The following is a 15,564-nucleotide window of genomic DNA, read 5'->3' on the forward strand; positions in this document are numbered from 1 at the left end:
GAAGAGCTTAACGACCGAAACGGTATTCCACTCCCAACCAATAGTTACGTCCCTCCTCGGGGAAGCCCTCACTGTAGGCGTAGTTGCGGTCAAACAGATTATTGACCGAGGCATTAACACTCAGCCCCTGCCAGAGACGGTAATCGAAGCGGATGCCGGTCACGCCAAAGCCACTGGCTACCTGAGTGCCTCTGGAGCTGCAGAGGCTGTCGCTGCGAGCTTCCTGACTCAGGATGATGTCCAGCTTATCCAGCGGAGTCAGCTTAACCCAGGCAAAGAGTTGATGATCCGGCAGGCCGGTAACATCAAGCTGTTCATCCTCAACATCGGCGTGAATATAGCTGTAGCTCAGGCCTACACTGGCCCAATCGCTGAGATCGCCATAAAGCCCCAGATCCAGCCCGCTGTAATCTACCCTGCCGCTGTTGCGGTTTTGGATAAGCGTCGGGGTGATGTTATGGGTCAAAATCGCATCGGACACCCGGTTATAATAGACACTGCTGTCCAGTTGCCAGTTAGCGGCCAGAGTTGTCTGATAACTGAGTTCCAGGTTAGTCGCCCGCTCAGGCTCCAAATGCGGGTTGACTATGGCAGTTTGGCCATAGGCGGGCCTGAAAGTGGTGTAGCGTTCTTTCAATGTCGGAAAGCGACTGCGCTGGGATAGAGACAGTTGCAGTGTATCCAGGTTATCCAACTCATAACGGGCCATCACTTGCCAATTGAAAGCGTGCTGCGAGTTGTCTTCATAGCGGGTCAGGCTGCCATCCTTTTCATGTTTGTAGCCTTCAAGGCTCTTGCGGGAGTCATAGCTGATGCCCCCAACCAGATCCAGGTTCTCTCTCAGGGCCCATTGATACTCCACTGCCGCCGACAGGGTTCTGTCCTTGTACTTGTCAAACTCCCCCCCTGGCTCCCCCTGTTCCTTGTGCAGATCTTCCTTCCAGTGAGCGGCAAACGACAAGATATCGTCTTTGCGCATATCGATACTGAGCTGCAGACCGGCACCATTGCTGGCATCGTCATAATGACTGTAGGGGCCTTTTTGTTGCTGCAGGTTTTTCAGGCTCTTGTATATCCTCAGGGTGTTTTCAAATTCATCGCGATAGAGGCGACTGTGCAGCACAACCCCGGGGGTGAACTCTGTATAGCCGCTGTAGTAAAAGCTCTGTTTGTCGTACTGCGGCCACTGCCAATAGGTAGGGCGAATATCGGCTTCAGTGCCGGCATAAGGCGGACTGTTCTTTTCCCCTTCCTGGCGGATATAAGTAAAAATGTACTCGTCTGTTTCATTGGGAGTCAGCCCCAATTTGGCGGTGCCGCGGCTATCGCTGTATGCCGAGTTGGCGCGTTTGCCGTCACTGCCGGCGATCGGGTTGTCGTTATCGTGGGACAGGCCAACAAAGTCTTTGTCCAGCTTATTGCCGCTCAATTGGATAAAGCCCCAATCATTACTGCCGGCCAGGCTGGCATCCAGGCTATAACCGTTGTCCTCTCCACGGGCCCAACCTTGAGAAGCGCTCAGTTGTGCTTCAAAGCTCTTCTTGGGTCTGCGGGTCGTCAGGTTGATGGCACCGCCCATCATATTCGGTCCCTGCAGCAAAGAAGCATACCCCTTGGAGACTTCCACCGAGGCCAGATCAGACGCCAAAAAACGCCCCAAGTCCAGATTACCGTCATAGGGGATGTAAATCGGGACTCCATCAAAAAACAGCGGTACCTGCCTACTATCAAAACCCCGAACCTTAACCTGTACCTCGTTACGACGACCGGATTTTTGCAGGCTAACCCCGGGAATAATATTCAGCGCCTCTGCCACGTTCTGCTTATTCAGCATCTTGATGGTGTCTTGATTGACACTGTCCTGATTGGCGGCAATCGGGCTGCCCCAGACACTGATCCTTTCTATTTTGGTTTCGTTTTTACTCTCAGGTTCAGCCACGCTGCCATCGGCAAGCGCCAACGGAGAAGCCAGCATCAGCGGCAGAATAGAGTAATAGTGCTTTGGTTTCATACTACAGACCTTCAACATCCAATCGATATATAAATCTCTATATATCGATAATTAAAAAAATACCCGGAGCTCGGTGCGAGTCCGGGCAATAACTAATCAGACTCTGACTCAGGACAGGGGAGTCGCATCCCAATAGACCATGGCCCAGCTGCGATCGCCGGTTCGCAGCGGTTTGTCCTGTTGCTTATGACGCTGATAATACTCTTGCAACCGCAGTTTTTCGGGTTCATCCAGCGGCCCCAGCGACCAGGCAACGTTGTCTTCAAACTGAGCGTAACTCTCAGCCTGGTTCATGCAACCACTGGACTCGATGAAGTCCACCTTGGGCTTAATACCCATCTGCTGCAAAATATTCACCGCATACAGATAGTTAGGCAGAGTCACCACCTTACGACCTATGGCTTGAATAATGGCGGGGTCGATAAAGGTTGAGCTGACTGTATGTGTGGTATAAACCCTTTTGCGGGCCTGACGATTGAGCTTTTCCAGGGCACTCTTGAGGCAGCCCACAAGAGTCGAGCGCGACGCTACTGCGATATCACACACGGGGATATCACTCCAATCATCTTCCCAGGCTCTCTTAATCAGAGTGACATTGCTCAAACCTTCCGCATCGGCGCGGCGTTTGGCCACTTCCAACATGCCGCTGCTGTAATCCAGGCCATAGACGGCCTGCATCTTGTCGGCCAACCCCAGACACACTGAGCCAGGGCCACAGCCCATATCCAAAAGCGTGTCGCAATCACTCAAGTCCATAAGCTTAAAAAAGCCCTCCAAGTAACTGTCCTTGGGTCTGGCGCAGTTTTCGGCCATCTTTTCCGCGCGCTTGTCCCAATGTTCGGCACTCTTGTGGCTACGTTCAGCCCTTTGCAGGTGCTCGCGGTACATGGCGGCAAAGTCCAGCTCTTCTATTATCATGAAATCACCTTGCTTAAAATTTAGCGCTCCCGTCAACACCTCAAAGGTGCTCGGCAATCGCAGATTCACTGACGCCATAGAGCTGCGCCAGTCCTGATACTTGCAACTGCCCGGCCACTGCGCCTTGTCTCAGGCCATGACCGGGTTCCACCAAGGCCACGCTATCGGCCAACAGCTCGGCATGACGTGGATGGTGAGTCGACATCAATACTGCGATTCCCTGCTGCTTGAGTCGTTTAACCTGAGCCAGCAACTTGATTTGATTGCCGAAATCCAGGCTGGCGGCCGGTTCATCCATCACCAGCAGTCTTGGCGATTGCAATAGGGCCCTGGCAATCAATACCAGTTGTCGTTCGCCGCCGCTTATCTGATCCATGGCGCAATCGGCCAAGTGAGCTATATCCAACTGCTTCAAAGCCGCCAACGCCCGCTTCTGCTCATTGGCGCCGGGCACGGCAAACGGCCCCAATCGCGACTGGCAGCCCATGAGCACCATTTCCAACACCCGAAATGAAAAACGGCTCAACTGCGCCTGCGGCACATAGGCCATCTGCTGTGCCAGCTCGCGCTGCGACCATTGATGAATTTGCCTGCCGGCTATCTTTATCTCACCGGCCAGTGGTTGCAGCAAGCCAAGCAGCGTTTTCAATAAGCTGGTCTTGCCGCTGCCATTACAGCCGAGCAAACAGACGATTTCAGCTTCCGGCAAACAAAGCTCTACATTAGCCAGCAAAGGCTTACCGGCATAGCCCACTGTGACGCCTTGCATGCTGGCGATCATTGGCCCCGACCTCCGCCTCTTAACAGTAAAAACATAAAGAAAGGCGCGCCGATACACGCGGTTAAAATCCCCAGCGGCAACTCGATTGGCGCCAGAGTGCGCGCCAGAGTGTCGGTCAGCAGCAACATAAAGGCACCCAGTAGCATGGACATGGGCAACAAGCGTCTGAAATCAGCGCCCACCAGCAGGCGGGCTATATGCGGCACCACCAGCCCAAGCCAACCTATGATACCGGCGATGGATACCGCCGCCGCAGTCAGCAAAGTAGCCGCCAAAATAAATATCAGCCGGGTTTTCGCTATATTAAGCCCAAGACTGCTGGCCTCATCGTCGGCCAGGCTTAACAGATTCATACGCCAGCGCAGCAGCATTAACGGTACCAAGCCCAGCAACATGGGCAGCAAGCTGGACTTCAGGTCTGCCAGCGTAATATCCGACAACCCACCCATCAGCCAGAAAGTAATGGAAGGTAACTGACTGTAGGGATCGGCCAACAATTTCATCAATGAAATACCGGCGCCACACAAGGCGCCAATAGCTATGCCCACCAGAACCAAAGACAATACTGGATCGCCCTGACGACTGAGCCGCGCCAGCAGACAAACCAGAGCCACCACCAGCAAACCGCCGAGAAAGGCAAACAGCTGGATGTTGTAAACCGATAAGTCCAGATAAATGCCCAATACGGCGCCCAGACCGGCGCCGGCGGAAACGCCCAGAATATCAGGTGATACCAGAGGGTTACGGAACATCCCCTGATAGGCGGCGCCGCTGGCGGCCAGACCGGCTCCTATCATAAGCGCCGCCAAAATTCTGGGCAGCCGCAAATGCCAAAAGACACTGATACTCTTGCTGTCCAGGGCGGCCACATCGCCGCCGATAGCATGCCATAGCGCTTGGCCCTGCTGTACCAGGCTAAGCGGATACTGGCCACTGGCCGCAGCAAAACAGAGAATACCGAGACAGAGCCCGGCCGCCAGTGGGTATTTCATTCTGTCGTTCATGCGGAGCGCAGCAGATTGGCAGCCTGCTCTCCACTCAGCTCACTGTGGTAAAAATCGCGGTAGAAATCCTTAACCAATGCTTGCTTGGCCTGCTCATCAGCGCCGGATAAAAGCAGTCTAAGATAACTCATGCCCAGCAACCGGTTTATTCCTGGCGGTGAGTCAATCCAACCAAAGGGCTTGTTCGGCAACCAATAGACCCGCTGATTACGCACAGCCGCCAGCGTGCCCCAGACCGGGTCTTGACGAATATGGCGGATAAAGGCGGGATCCTGGCTAATGATTAGCTCAGGCTCCCAGGCCATTAATTGCTCCAAAGAGACTTTGGCCAAGCCGCGGTAGTCACCGGCCTTGGCGACATTCTTAAGCCCAAGCTGCTCTATGGCTTCGGTATGAATGGAACCTGTAACTCCGGTTTCAAGCCCTGTCGCCCCGCGGCCGAAGTAAAAAGAGAGCGGCTCCCCCAAACTACGGCCAAACTCTCTGGCATCACTGAGTATTTCGGCCGTACGCTTGGCAACAAAATCGGCTCGCTCATTGACTCCCAACACCTGCCCCAATTTTCTCAGCTGTGCCGGAGTACCTGCGAGTGAGCCATCGAGCAGCAAAAACGGCACGCCGCTGATGCGTTCCACCTTTTGTGCCATCGACTGGTAGTTTTGGCTGAGGTTGCCATAGTCAACAACAAGATCGGCATCCAGAGTCATCAGCTTTTCCAACGAAAGACTGGCATTGCGGCCCACCAAACGGCCCAGTCTGGGCTTTTGCCACAGACTCGGAGCAAATCCATGCTGTTGTAACAAAGCCGGCTTGAGATGGGCGTAGCCGAGCAGTTTTTCCGGACTCAAGGCCAGCAACAGCAGATCAGCCGGCCCGCCGGCACTGACCACCCGCTTGATATCTTTAGCCTGTGGCAGCGACAATTGCCCATTTGGGGTCAACTCAGTTCCATTGGCCAGCATGGGCAAAAAGGCCAATAAGCCAAGACTTAAGCCACCCTTAATAACACTCCTTCTATCCAATCTTGTTATCCTCACTGCCAACCGATATATACAAAAATATATAGCGCTGAAAATTACCTTTATCCACCCACTTTGGCAATGGATGGAGATCACAATTAAAAGATTTGCAACAGCGAACACTTAAAAACGCTATACAAGCGCGTGGAAGAAATAACTTAAAAGGCAGATTGTTATCTGGCAAACATAGACAAGGGTATCCGCACCGGCTCCTTTCTCGAACCAGTCAATAACACAATCAAATTATGGTCTTGCTGCTCAGGAATTATCAAGGCAGATCTGTGGCTTCATCCTATGTTCCCATAGATGCATTCGGGGCTGGTTGAGCATTATGGGGCAGGAGCGTGCAGACCTCAGTCGCCGCTTCGGCGCAGCATATAATTTATGTCGGCACACTAGCGTACCTCGGTGAAATAGTCCGGCACTGCTGGCCTGCGCGGCGCAGTTCAAAGTTTACAGAATCAAGAGGGAGTCTGGGGATACGTCCTATACCTGCCAGTCTATTTCCGCTTGTTGCCACTGCTTGAGTTGCTGATTGATAGCCGAGAAATGGCCACAACCAAAGAAACCGCGATAGGCAGAAAGAGGTGAAGGATGCGGACCGCTGAAGATCTTGTGCTGCGGCGCCTTGATAAGCTTGCCTTTCTTAATGGCATGACTGCCCCAAAGGACAAAAATAATCGGTTCTTCACGCTGATCCAGCAGTTGTAGCGCCCTGTCGGTGAAGGTTTCCCAGCCCGCTTTGGCATGGGAGTGCGCCTTGCCCTGTTCCACTGTCAGCACAGTGTTGAGCATCAAGACCCCTTGTTTGGCCCAGTTTACAAGATGGCCGTGATCCGGGATTGTGAATCCCGGGATGTCAGTCGCCAGTTCTTTGTACATATTGACCAGCGAAGGTGGTGCCTTCACCCCGGGTTTGACCGAGAAACACAGGCCATGGGCTTGCCCTGGGCCATGGTAAGGATCCTGACCGATAAGCACCACTCTCACCTTGTCCAGCGGTGTCAGTTCAAAGGCGCTGAATACCTCGTCCTCAGGAGGAAAGATGGCCTTGCCGGCGGCGCGCTCTGCGGCGACAAACTCACTGAGTTGCTGAAAATAAGGGACCTGTTGTTCGGCGGCGATAAATGCCTGCCAGTCAGCGGAAAGCGCCATGGTGATAATCCTCTGCGTAAAAGAGGCCATAGCTTAAGAGTGCCGACTGCGGGATACAAGCGCCGAGCATAGACTCTGAGGCCTGTATTCGAAGGAACCCGAGTCAATTTTGCAAGCCAACCTTTTGAAGTGTAAGCCAAGATACCCCACGGACACAGACTTGAGTGACAGCAACTGCCGCAACGGTTGAAGCCACTTTTTACCCAAATGCCAAGAACTTTGCCCCAAGGCGCGGGGATTCAGATCCCAATCACCAATATTTTTCCTTGGCATAGCGCCTTTTTAGGTTAGAATCGGCCCTCAATCTTTGGCTTAGCAAGAGCGAATATAATATGTCAGATGCCAACAACCAAACCACCATATTCCAGTTAGCAGATCAGTTTATCGCCCTCGCCAATGAGCTGACCCAGCAAGAAGGCGACGTCGGCAAGGTTGGCACCGCCCTGAGATTTGCCGCCGCCCGCTTCAACGCCTTTGAAGCCGCTATCAAGTCTGCCGATCTGGGCGCCGAAAAAGCCAATGCCCTGGAGTGGTTTACCGCCGAATATCGCGACATGTTGGATGACAACCTGGAAGATCACATTGCCAACCCTCCAGTAGTCAACAACGAAGAAACTACCGAAGCGGCCGATAATGCCGTGCAGCAATTCAAGATCTAGGCTCAGTTTATTGCAGCTGCGGGGCCTGGTCCCCGCACTATTACACCATTCCGGCTTTCCCCTTCTCGGTCTCGTCAGCGCATCACAACCTCTGTTTCTTCCGCGACACTTTCAAAAGTTATTTGAATATCTGCCAATTACAGGCATAAATACCAGAGTCATCAACAGGACTATTCTGGGTAACCGCGCATGATACGAGCATTGCAGGACTTGAAAATATTCAGCGAAACCGCCAGACAGGGCAACCTGTCGCGGGTGGCACAACAGCTTGATCTGACTCCAGCCGCCACCAGCGCTGCCATCAAGCGCCTTGAGGCCCAACTCAACACTGTGCTCTTTGTCCGCTCTACCCGCAGCCTGCGTCTGACTCAGGAAGGCGAAATCTTTCTGCAGCACTGCAATGAAGCCCTGAATATTCTCGATAATGGCTTTCAGGCGATTCAACAAGGTCGGAGCCTGCTCAAGGGCAAGTTACAGTTGTCATTGCCATCGGATCTCGGCCGCAACCGCTTGCTGCCGATATTGGATGAATTTATGGAACGCCACCCACAGGTGAGTATCAGGGTGCAGATAAGCGATCGCCTGACGGATATCTATCGCCAACCCGTCGACATAGTGATCCGCTACGGGCTGCCAGCCGACTCGGCGCTTATCGCCCTGCCGCTTTGTCGCCAAAATGACAGGGTGCTGTGCGCCTCGCCCGACTATATTGCCAGGTTCGGTGCGCCGGGCAGCCCAGAGGAACTGGCAAAACACAACTGCCTGTGCTTTATGCTGGCCGATGCGACTCACAGCAAGTGGCTTTTTCAGTCACAGTCGGGCCAAATCACTGTGCAGGTCAAAGGCGATAGAGTCGCCGATGATGGCGAGTTGGTACGGCGTTGGGCCGTGGCCGGCAAAGGCATAGCCTACAAGTCACGGCTCGATATCAGTGAAGAACTGAAAAATGGTCAACTACTACAACTCTGCCCCGAGTGGCGCGGTGAAGAAGCACCACTCAATATGCTCTGCGCCGACAGACGCCAGCTCAGTCCTTTGGTTATCGCCCTCAGGGAACATCTCGAGCAGGCATTGCAATCACAGCAGTGAATAGATCACCCGCCCGGCCAACAGGATAAGCACCAGGCCGCTAAGGCGGTCAATCAACTGTGCCTTCTCTCTGAGCTTGGGTAACACCTTGGGTTGAGACAACAGGAAGGCTATCAGAGTGTACCAGAGTCCATCCACCAGCATGGGGGTCAAGACTATGATGCCTCGTCCCAGCAGACTATCTGCGGCGGCGACAAACTGGCTGAACAAGGCCAGGAAAAACAGCAAAATTTTCGGGTTGAACAATGAGATGGCAATGCCGTCCCGGGCCGCTGTCAGCATGCTCGTCGGCTTGCCGGCACTAAGCTTTTGCTGCATTCCGCCCTTGGATTGCAGTGCCTGAATTCCAAGCCAGGCGAGATAAAGCGCCCCCAATAAGGCGATGCCATTAAACAGCAGAGGGGTATGTTTCAACACCACAGCCAAACCCAGCAGAGTGATAAAGGCGTAAACACCTATACCCAAAGAGTGTGCCCAGGCGCAGGTAATACCGCGACTGCGACCGCCACCCAAGGTGTGACGCACCACCATGGCCAGGCTCGGCCCGGGTGACATGGCCCCCAAACACGAGATAGCCACCAGTCCCAACCAGTCACTCCAATTCATTGTTTCCCCTCGATGAAACCCACACCAGTTTGCCCTGTTTTGTGACCCACAAAAGACAAGTACCATCCGCAACAGGTTGGTCAATATACTCTATGAAGCCAGCGCTTTCGAGCCGCCAATTTTCAATTAGTTTTAAGGCTTGCTGACTATACTGGGCGCCCTTATAGCTCCCTACCCCCATTGAGGCCCGGATGATACTTACTCTCAGCATGCTGGCTCTGCTCAGCCTGATAGCAGTGATTGTGCTGCTGTTAATCAAAAAACGCCGCGGCGCCAAGATCCCCATGGCGGTGATCCTGGTGTTGGGAGGAATGGCTTTTTGTGTCGCCGCCGTGGTCAGTTTTGTGTATCGCGGCGAAGATTATGAGGCTTACCGGGAACTGCATTGGCAAACCTTAGACAGCCAGGCAATCCCGGCTCTGGTGGCCGAAGGCAAAACAGTCGTCATCGATGTGAGTGCCGATTGGTGCCTGATTTGCCAGGCCAACAAGGCCAATGTGCTCCATCGGGAGCAGATAGTCAGAGCGCTGGCCGAGCCGAATATTGTATTGATGCGCGGCGACCTCAGTAAGCCCAACCCGGCGGTATCCAACTATCTCAGCTCCCAGGGCGTTGCCGGAGTGCCTTATAATCGCGTCCATGGCCCGGCCGTGCCCGAGGGAGTCGTGATGCCCAGTGTCCTGACGGTCAATGATCTGCTCAAGGTGCTGGCTCATGTTCAAGCCAGGCAGTAAGGCACGATATATCGTGCCTCTATACTGACAAGCCCCGTAAGCGGCTCTATACTGGCGCAGTCCTCAGTGCCGAAGGAGCCGCTCTTGTCTGACTCAAACAGCTTTTTACCCGAAAACCGCCTCTTGCTCAATGCCGTCAGTGAAGGCATTTATGGTTTTGATCTTAAAGGCAATGCCGTCTTTATCAACCCAGCTGCCGAGAAGATGACCGGCTGGAGCACCGCCGAACTCCTGGGGCGCAAGATCCATGACTTTCACCACCACAGCCATGCCGATGGCAGCGCCTATCCCCACGAAGATTGCCCCATCTATCAGACACTCAAAGACGGCAAAGCCAGAGAAATCACCACGGAAGTCTTCTGGCGCAAGGACGGCAGCTGCTTTCCCGTACACTATAGTTCCACGCCTGTGTGGCAGGACGGTAAGCTCAAGGGCGTAGTAGCGATATTTCGTGACATCAGTCTGCAAAAGCAGACTGAGTTGTCGCTGCGTCAGGCGCTGGAACAGGTACAGGCACTGTCGGAACAGCTGGCCTCAGAAAACTCCTGGCTGCAGGCCGAGCTGGAAGACAAGACGGGCACCCAGGAGATTGCCGGTAACAGCCCGATGATCCAAACTCTGCTCAAACAGCTGCGCCTGGTGGCCAATACCGACAGTACCGTGTTGATCCAGGGGGAAAATGGCACCGGCAAAGAGCTGGTCGCCCGCCAGTTGCACCGACTCAGCAGCCGCAAAGACAAGCCGATGATCTCGGTCAACTGCGCCGCCTTCTCTGCCGGACTCTTGGAAAGCGAACTATTCGGCCATGAGAAAGGCGCCTTTACCGGTGCCAGTCAGCGGCGCAAGGGGCGCTTCGAACTGGCCCATAGAGGCACCCTGTTCCTCGACGAAGTGGCCGAGCTCAGTCTGGAGGCGCAATCCAAGCTGCTACGGGTCATTCAGGAGCAGGAGTTTGAACGCGTCGGCGGCAGCGAGAGTATCAAGGTGGATATTCGACTGATCGCCGCCACTCACCACGATCTGCAGCAGCGGGTGGAGCAAGGTCTGTTCCGGATGGATCTCTTCTACCGACTCAATGTCTTTCCGCTCAAGGTCCCGGCACTGAGACAGCGGCGGGAAGATATTCCCGAGCTGGTGCAACAGCTGCTCAAGAGTCTGTCATTGAAACTGGGTAAACCGCTGGCGGGCGTTGATGGCGATAGTCTGCGGCGGATGATGCAATATCAATGGCCGGGAAATGTGCGTGAATTGCAAAACCTGCTGGAGCGGGAAGCCATCCTTGCCCGCGAGCCGATACTGCATCTCGCTCCCTTGCCCAGCGATACACAGCTGCCGACCGTGGGTCAGACTCTGGCCGAAGTGGAGGCGGCTCATATCAAGGCGACTCTGGATGCCTGTCACTGGCGAATATCCGGCCCAAGGGGCGCGGCCAGCAGTCTGGGGCTGCCTCCCAGCACCTTGAGATCCCGGATGCAAAAGCTGGGGATCTGCCGCCAGGGCAGTTAAAGCCATAACAGGGGATTCAAGGCGTAAAAAGTCACGACATATCGCCAACTCACGCTATGTCGTGAGTTGGGTTTCCTACATCTAAATAAACATTAGATATAAATCAACAAGTTAATCCTGTATTTGAACTGGCACGTCTCTTGCGATTGCCTAGCCGTATGTCAGTCGTCATTCAGGAAATAGCATGGTTCAACAGGCAAGACAGTCATCGGAAGCGATTCCGGTCACTTTTATCCCCTCCCCCCAAGATAAAAAGAGCAGCCACCAAGGCGGTAAAATCCACTTTCGTAGCCAACGCGGTTATTTTCAGCGTTGGCGCAGCGGCCTCAACGCCCTGTTGATAGCCCTGTTTCTGTTACTGCCCTTTATCGACTGGCAGGGGCGACAGGCCATCTGGTTCGATCTGGCCAATCAACAGTTTTACTTTTTTGGTGCTAGCCTCTGGCCCCAGGATTTTACCCTGTTGGCCTGGTTCTTTATCGCCGCCGCCTTTGCCCTGTTTTTTGTAACCCTGTTTTGGGGCCGGGTCTGGTGTGGTTATCTCTGCCCGCAAACCGCCTGGACGTTCGGCTTCGCCTGGGTAGAAGAGAAGCTGGAAGGCAGCCGTAACCAGAGGATCAAGCTGGACGCTTCGCCCATGAGCCTCAGCAAGGCCAGCAAACGCGGCGGCAAACATCTGCTGTGGATATTGATTTCACTGATCACCGGCTGTGGCTTTATCGCCTACTTTGTACCGGCCAAGCAGTTGTATCCGGAGATTTTTACCTTCTCCGCCGGTTTTTGGGACAGCGCCTGGGTGTACTTTTTTGCCCTGTGTACCTATCTTAATGCCGGTTGGATGCGCGAACAGATGTGCCTGCATTGCTGCCCCTACTCAAGGTTCCAATCGGCCATGTTCGATTCCTTCACCAAGACAGTGACCTATGATGCCCAGCGGGGTGAAAGCCGCGGCCCAAGAAAGCGCAAACAAGCCACAGAGCTTGGCGACTGTGTCGATTGCAATCTCTGCGTCGAGGTGTGTCCCACCGGGATAGATATTCGTAACGGCCTGCAATATGAGTGCATCAACTGTGGCGCCTGCGTCGATGCCTGCGATCAGACCATGAGCAAGTTTGGCTATCGCCCCGGGCTCATCTCCTATACCAGTGAAGAGTCACTGACCGGGCAAACTCCACCACTGTGGCAACGCAAACGCTTTATTGGCTATGGCGCCGCCTTGCTGGCGATACTCTGCACCATGGGGCTGGATATCTACTCGCGGGATCCCATCACGCTCAATGTGATCCGCGACCGCCAGAGCCTGTACCGGGAAACCCTGGATGACGGCATAGAAAACAGCTATCTGCTGAAAATACGCAATAAGACCCAGCAGGATAAGCAATACAGGATAGAGATCAGCGGCGCCCTGCCCTATAAGTTGTCGACCAATCGCGTTCACATCGCCGCCGGCGAGCAGTATGAATTGCCGCTGACCTTGACTGTGCCTGTGGCGCAAATCGACAACAACCGCAGCAATCTGCTGTTTAAAGTGCTTGAGGCCGATGCGCCAGATAATAGCGTCAGCCAGAAGTCGGTATTTTTTGCCCCGTGAGTTGCCTCAGGGCGGCGAAGTGTTTCACCCTGCTTCGTCGCCCGCTTTTTTATCCTCTACTCTGCTGGGCAATCAGCCCCTGCAGTATGCTTTTCACCTTGCTCTGCTGGTCATCTCCCAGCAGAGAACCATCTTCGGTAAAGGCTTCGTGAGCCTTGGCAAGCGCCAACTGCTCGGGCAATACCAGCGCCCCCAGGTTAAACATCAGCTCGCGGACCGGGGTCAAACCTCTGAGCCCCCCGAGTGCCCCCGGGCTTGCCGCCATCAAGGCCACCCATTTACCGGCAAATACATTGCCCGCGGGCTGAGTTGCCGGACGGGACAGCCAGTCGATGGCATTTTTCAATGCCGCAGTCATGGAACCATTATACTCGGGGCACACCAGCACCAAACAATCGCTCCGCAACAGCTTGCCCTTGAGTGCCACGGCAGCTTCGGGAGCGCCAAATTCGGCCTCTTCATCCTGATTGAGCAGAGGCATGGGAAAGGCGTTCAGTGTCAGCACTTCAGGCTCCAGCCCCAGTTCAGCGGCCACTGTTGCGGCATAAAGGGCTAGGCGGGTGTTGAACGAATCTTTCCTCAGGCTACCGGAAATAAACTTTATCCGCAGTTGCTGCATGTTTTTATCCTTAATTACAGTCAATTAACCCACTTATTGCACAGGATTTTTCATCAGTCACCATTGCCTTGACCGCGCTTTGCCTCTAACCTGAACTCTGATCATTACTAAGCACCCCAAAAGGTGCAGAAAGTGTCGGGGGAAGCACGGGCCAAAGTTACTATCATGGCTGGATAAGTATTCAAAACCCAATAACAATAATAAATTCCAAAGGAAAAGGTGATGACAAGAGTGATACAGAATCAGGTATACGATAGCCAGACTCAGTTGGATTTTTCCCGCTATGACTCTCTTGCAGATATGATAGTCAGCAGTTGTGAGCGTTATGGCGACAAGAGCGCCTTTGCCTGCCTCGGCAAGGCCATCAGCTTCCGGGAACTGGAGAGGGATTCACGCGCCTTTGCCGCTTTCCTGCAGCACAATACCCAGTTGCAAGTCGGCGATCGCATCGCCATTCAACTGCCCAATATCAGCCAATTCGTTATTGCCGCCTATGGCGCTATTCGCGCAGGCCTGGTACTGGTAAATACCAACCCCTTGTATACCGAACGGGAATTGATCCATCAGTTCAAAGATTCAGGCGCCAAGGCGCTGGTGGTACTGTCAGATCTCTTGCCGATTCTGGCCAAGGTCGTTGCCAGCACCCCGATAGAAACTGTGATATCCACCCATCCGCTGGATCTTATCGAGCCACAAATTCAACCCAAGACCGGCCTGAAAAACCTCGAATTTACCAAAGTTCTTGAACAGGGGCGTCAGCTGGAATTCACCGAAGTAAAGCTGACTCTGGACGATTTGGTGGCGCTGCAATACACGGGCGGTACCACAGGCCTTTCCAAGGGAGCTATGCTCAGCCACAAAAACCTGATTGCCAACGCCCTGCAATGTGAATCACGTATCGGCGCCAACCTGGTTCAGGGAGAAGAGATCTTCATCGCCCCGCTGCCCATCTATCATATTTACGCCTTCTTGGTGAATCTGGTGCTCTACTTCGAGCGAGGCGCCCTGACAGTACTCATTCCCAACCCGAGGGACATAGCCTCGCTGATCAAGACCTTGGCCAAATATCCCTTTACCGGATTTGCCGGGCTTAACACCCTTTTTGTTGGCCTGTGCCATCAGCAAGCCTTCCGTGAACTGGACTTCTCTCATCTGAAGATCACCATTTCCGGCGGTACAGCCCTGACCGAAGCCGCAGCCAAACTCTGGCAACAAACCACAGGCTGCACCATATCTGAAGGTTATGGTCTGAGTGAGACCTCACCGGTTATCTCCCTCAACGCGCCGGGGCTTGAACGTCTGGGCAGCATAGGCAAGCCGGTTATCGAAACTCAAGTGCAAATTCTCGATGGCAATGACCAGCCCCTGCCGCCAGGTCAAGCCGGTGAACTCGCGGTGCGCGGCCCTCAGGTGATGAGTGGTTACTGGCAAAAGCCCGATGAAACTGCCGCTGTGATGACAGAAGATGGCTTCTTCAAGACAGGGGATATCGCCATTGAGAGCGAAGATGGCTATCACAGCATAGTGGATCGCAAGAAAGATCTGATTATCGTCTCCGGCTTCAATGTTTACCCCAATGAAGTCGAAAACGTGCTGGCCCGCTGTGAGTTGGTACTTGAATGCGCGGTTATCGGAGTTGAAGATGAGCGCAGCGGTGAAGCCGTCAAGGCGGTAATAGTGCTCAAGCCCGAGGTCGATGCCGCCAAGGCTCAAGCAGCCATTGAGGCCCACTGCCGGGCAGAACTCGCGGCCTACAAGGTGCCCAAAATGATAGAGTTTGTCGCCCAGTTGCCCAAGAGCACGGTCGGCAAAATACTCAGGCGTGCACTGCGCAAATAAGTCAGATAAAAATGCCGCTTAAAAGCGGCATTT

Annotated in this window: 14 protein-coding genes; 6 read left to right on the top strand and 8 right to left on the bottom strand. The window is 54.0% G+C overall.

Features of this window, described 5'->3' with window-relative positions:
• Positions 1-7: 7 nt before the first annotated feature.
• The 6 genes from CX650_RS07305 to ung form a co-directional block, all read right to left on the bottom strand.
• Positions 8-2,011 (bottom strand): TonB-dependent receptor plug domain-containing protein, encoded by a 2,004-nt coding sequence (locus CX650_RS07305; protein ID WP_208622109.1) that lies wholly within the window; start codon positions 2,009-2,011, stop codon positions 8-10.
• Between the two features lie 108 nt (positions 2,012-2,119).
• Positions 2,120-2,929, bottom strand: a complete 810-nt coding sequence (locus CX650_RS07310) for a class I SAM-dependent methyltransferase (protein WP_039033132.1) — start codon at positions 2,927-2,929, stop codon at positions 2,120-2,122.
• A 40-nt stretch (positions 2,930-2,969) separates the two neighbouring features.
• Positions 2,970-3,710, bottom strand: a complete 741-nt coding sequence (locus CX650_RS07315; protein WP_039033131.1) for an ABC transporter ATP-binding protein — start codon at positions 3,708-3,710, stop codon at positions 2,970-2,972.
• Positions 3,707-4,702: a FecCD family ABC transporter permease gene (locus tag CX650_RS07320; RefSeq protein WP_101095587.1), complete on the bottom strand. Its 996-nt coding sequence runs from the start codon at positions 4,700-4,702 to the stop codon at positions 3,707-3,709. Before CX650_RS07320 ends, CX650_RS07315 begins: the two co-directional genes overlap by 4 nt.
• Positions 4,703-4,710: 8 nt before the next feature.
• The gene (locus CX650_RS07325) at positions 4,711-5,736 is read right to left on the bottom strand and encodes an ABC transporter substrate-binding protein (protein WP_144361567.1); all 1,026 of its coding nucleotides are present in this window, start codon (positions 5,734-5,736) and stop codon (positions 4,711-4,713) included.
• A gap of 483 nt (positions 5,737-6,219) precedes the next feature.
• Positions 6,220-6,888: a uracil-DNA glycosylase gene (gene ung, locus CX650_RS07330; RefSeq protein ID WP_101095448.1), complete on the bottom strand. Its 669-nt coding sequence runs from the start codon at positions 6,886-6,888 to the stop codon at positions 6,220-6,222.
• A gap of 332 nt (positions 6,889-7,220) precedes the next feature.
• Between ung and CX650_RS07335 the strand changes: the two genes are divergently transcribed.
• On the top strand, positions 7,221-7,547 hold the full coding sequence (locus CX650_RS07335; RefSeq protein WP_101095449.1) for a DUF3144 domain-containing protein: 327 nt from the start codon (positions 7,221-7,223) through the stop codon (positions 7,545-7,547).
• 189 nt (positions 7,548-7,736) lie between these two features.
• Entirely contained in the window at positions 7,737-8,636 is a 900-nt protein-coding gene (locus CX650_RS07340; RefSeq protein WP_308428122.1) for a LysR family transcriptional regulator, read from the top strand.
• On the opposite strand, the gene CX650_RS07345 is transcribed toward CX650_RS07340, so the two are convergent.
• Complete coding sequence (locus tag CX650_RS07345; RefSeq protein WP_039033127.1) at positions 8,625-9,242, bottom strand: LysE family translocator; 618 nt, start codon at positions 9,240-9,242, stop codon at positions 8,625-8,627. The genes CX650_RS07340 and CX650_RS07345 overlap by 12 nt on opposite strands.
• A gap of 191 nt (positions 9,243-9,433) precedes the next feature.
• Here CX650_RS07345 and CX650_RS07355 point away from each other — a divergent pair, with 191 nt between their 5' ends.
• The 3 genes from CX650_RS07355 (at position 9,434) to ccoG (ending at position 13,073) form a co-directional block, all read left to right on the top strand.
• Positions 9,434-9,976, top strand: coding sequence for a thioredoxin family protein (locus CX650_RS07355; RefSeq protein WP_229799899.1), 543 nt, complete (start codon positions 9,434-9,436; stop codon positions 9,974-9,976).
• 84 nt (positions 9,977-10,060) lie between these two features.
• The gene (locus CX650_RS07360; RefSeq protein WP_229799896.1) at positions 10,061-11,482 is read left to right on the top strand and encodes a sigma-54 interaction domain-containing protein; all 1,422 of its coding nucleotides are present in this window, start codon (positions 10,061-10,063) and stop codon (positions 11,480-11,482) included.
• Positions 11,483-11,666: 184 nt separating this feature from the next.
• Positions 11,667-13,073 (top strand): cytochrome c oxidase accessory protein CcoG, encoded by a 1,407-nt coding sequence (gene ccoG, locus CX650_RS07365; RefSeq protein ID WP_101095452.1) that lies wholly within the window; start codon positions 11,667-11,669, stop codon positions 13,071-13,073.
• A 49-nt stretch (positions 13,074-13,122) separates the two neighbouring features.
• Here ccoG and CX650_RS07370 read toward each other — a convergent pair whose 3' ends face one another.
• Positions 13,123-13,692, bottom strand: coding sequence for an NADPH-dependent FMN reductase (locus CX650_RS07370; protein ID WP_101095453.1), 570 nt, complete (start codon positions 13,690-13,692; stop codon positions 13,123-13,125).
• Positions 13,693-13,914: 222 nt separating this feature from the next.
• On the opposite strand from CX650_RS07370, the gene CX650_RS07375 reads away from it, so the two are divergent.
• On the top strand, positions 13,915-15,531 hold the full coding sequence (locus CX650_RS07375; RefSeq protein ID WP_101095454.1) for an AMP-binding protein: 1,617 nt from the start codon (positions 13,915-13,917) through the stop codon (positions 15,529-15,531).
• Positions 15,532-15,564 lie beyond the last annotated feature (33 nt).

Source organism: Shewanella indica (assembly GCF_002836975.1).
Lineage (GTDB): Bacteria > Pseudomonadota > Gammaproteobacteria > Enterobacterales > Shewanellaceae > Shewanella > Shewanella indica.

Coding starts and splice junctions, on each gene's coding strand:
- CX650_RS07340 (WP_308428122.1), top strand. CDS start 7,737: ATGATACGAGCATTGCAGGACTTGAAAATATTCAGCGAAACCGCCAGA.
- CX650_RS07305 (WP_208622109.1), bottom strand. CDS start 2,011: ATGAAACCAAAGCACTATTACTCTATTCTGCCGCTGATGCTGGCTTCT.
- ccoG (WP_101095452.1), top strand. CDS start 11,667: ATGGTTCAACAGGCAAGACAGTCATCGGAAGCGATTCCGGTCACTTTT.
- CX650_RS07310 (WP_039033132.1), bottom strand. CDS start 2,929: ATGATAATAGAAGAGCTGGACTTTGCCGCCATGTACCGCGAGCACCTG.
- CX650_RS07335 (WP_101095449.1), top strand. CDS start 7,221: ATGTCAGATGCCAACAACCAAACCACCATATTCCAGTTAGCAGATCAG.
- CX650_RS07370 (WP_101095453.1), bottom strand. CDS start 13,692: ATGCAGCAACTGCGGATAAAGTTTATTTCCGGTAGCCTGAGGAAAGAT.
- CX650_RS07345 (WP_039033127.1), bottom strand. CDS start 9,242: ATGAATTGGAGTGACTGGTTGGGACTGGTGGCTATCTCGTGTTTGGGG.
- CX650_RS07315 (WP_039033131.1), bottom strand. CDS start 3,710: ATGATCGCCAGCATGCAAGGCGTCACAGTGGGCTATGCCGGTAAGCCT.
- ung (WP_101095448.1), bottom strand. CDS start 6,888: ATGGCGCTTTCCGCTGACTGGCAGGCATTTATCGCCGCCGAACAACAG.
- CX650_RS07320 (WP_101095587.1), bottom strand. CDS start 4,702: ATGAAATACCCACTGGCGGCCGGGCTCTGTCTCGGTATTCTCTGTTTT.
- CX650_RS07375 (WP_101095454.1), top strand. CDS start 13,915: ATGACAAGAGTGATACAGAATCAGGTATACGATAGCCAGACTCAGTTG.
- CX650_RS07355 (WP_229799899.1), top strand. CDS start 9,434: ATGATACTTACTCTCAGCATGCTGGCTCTGCTCAGCCTGATAGCAGTG.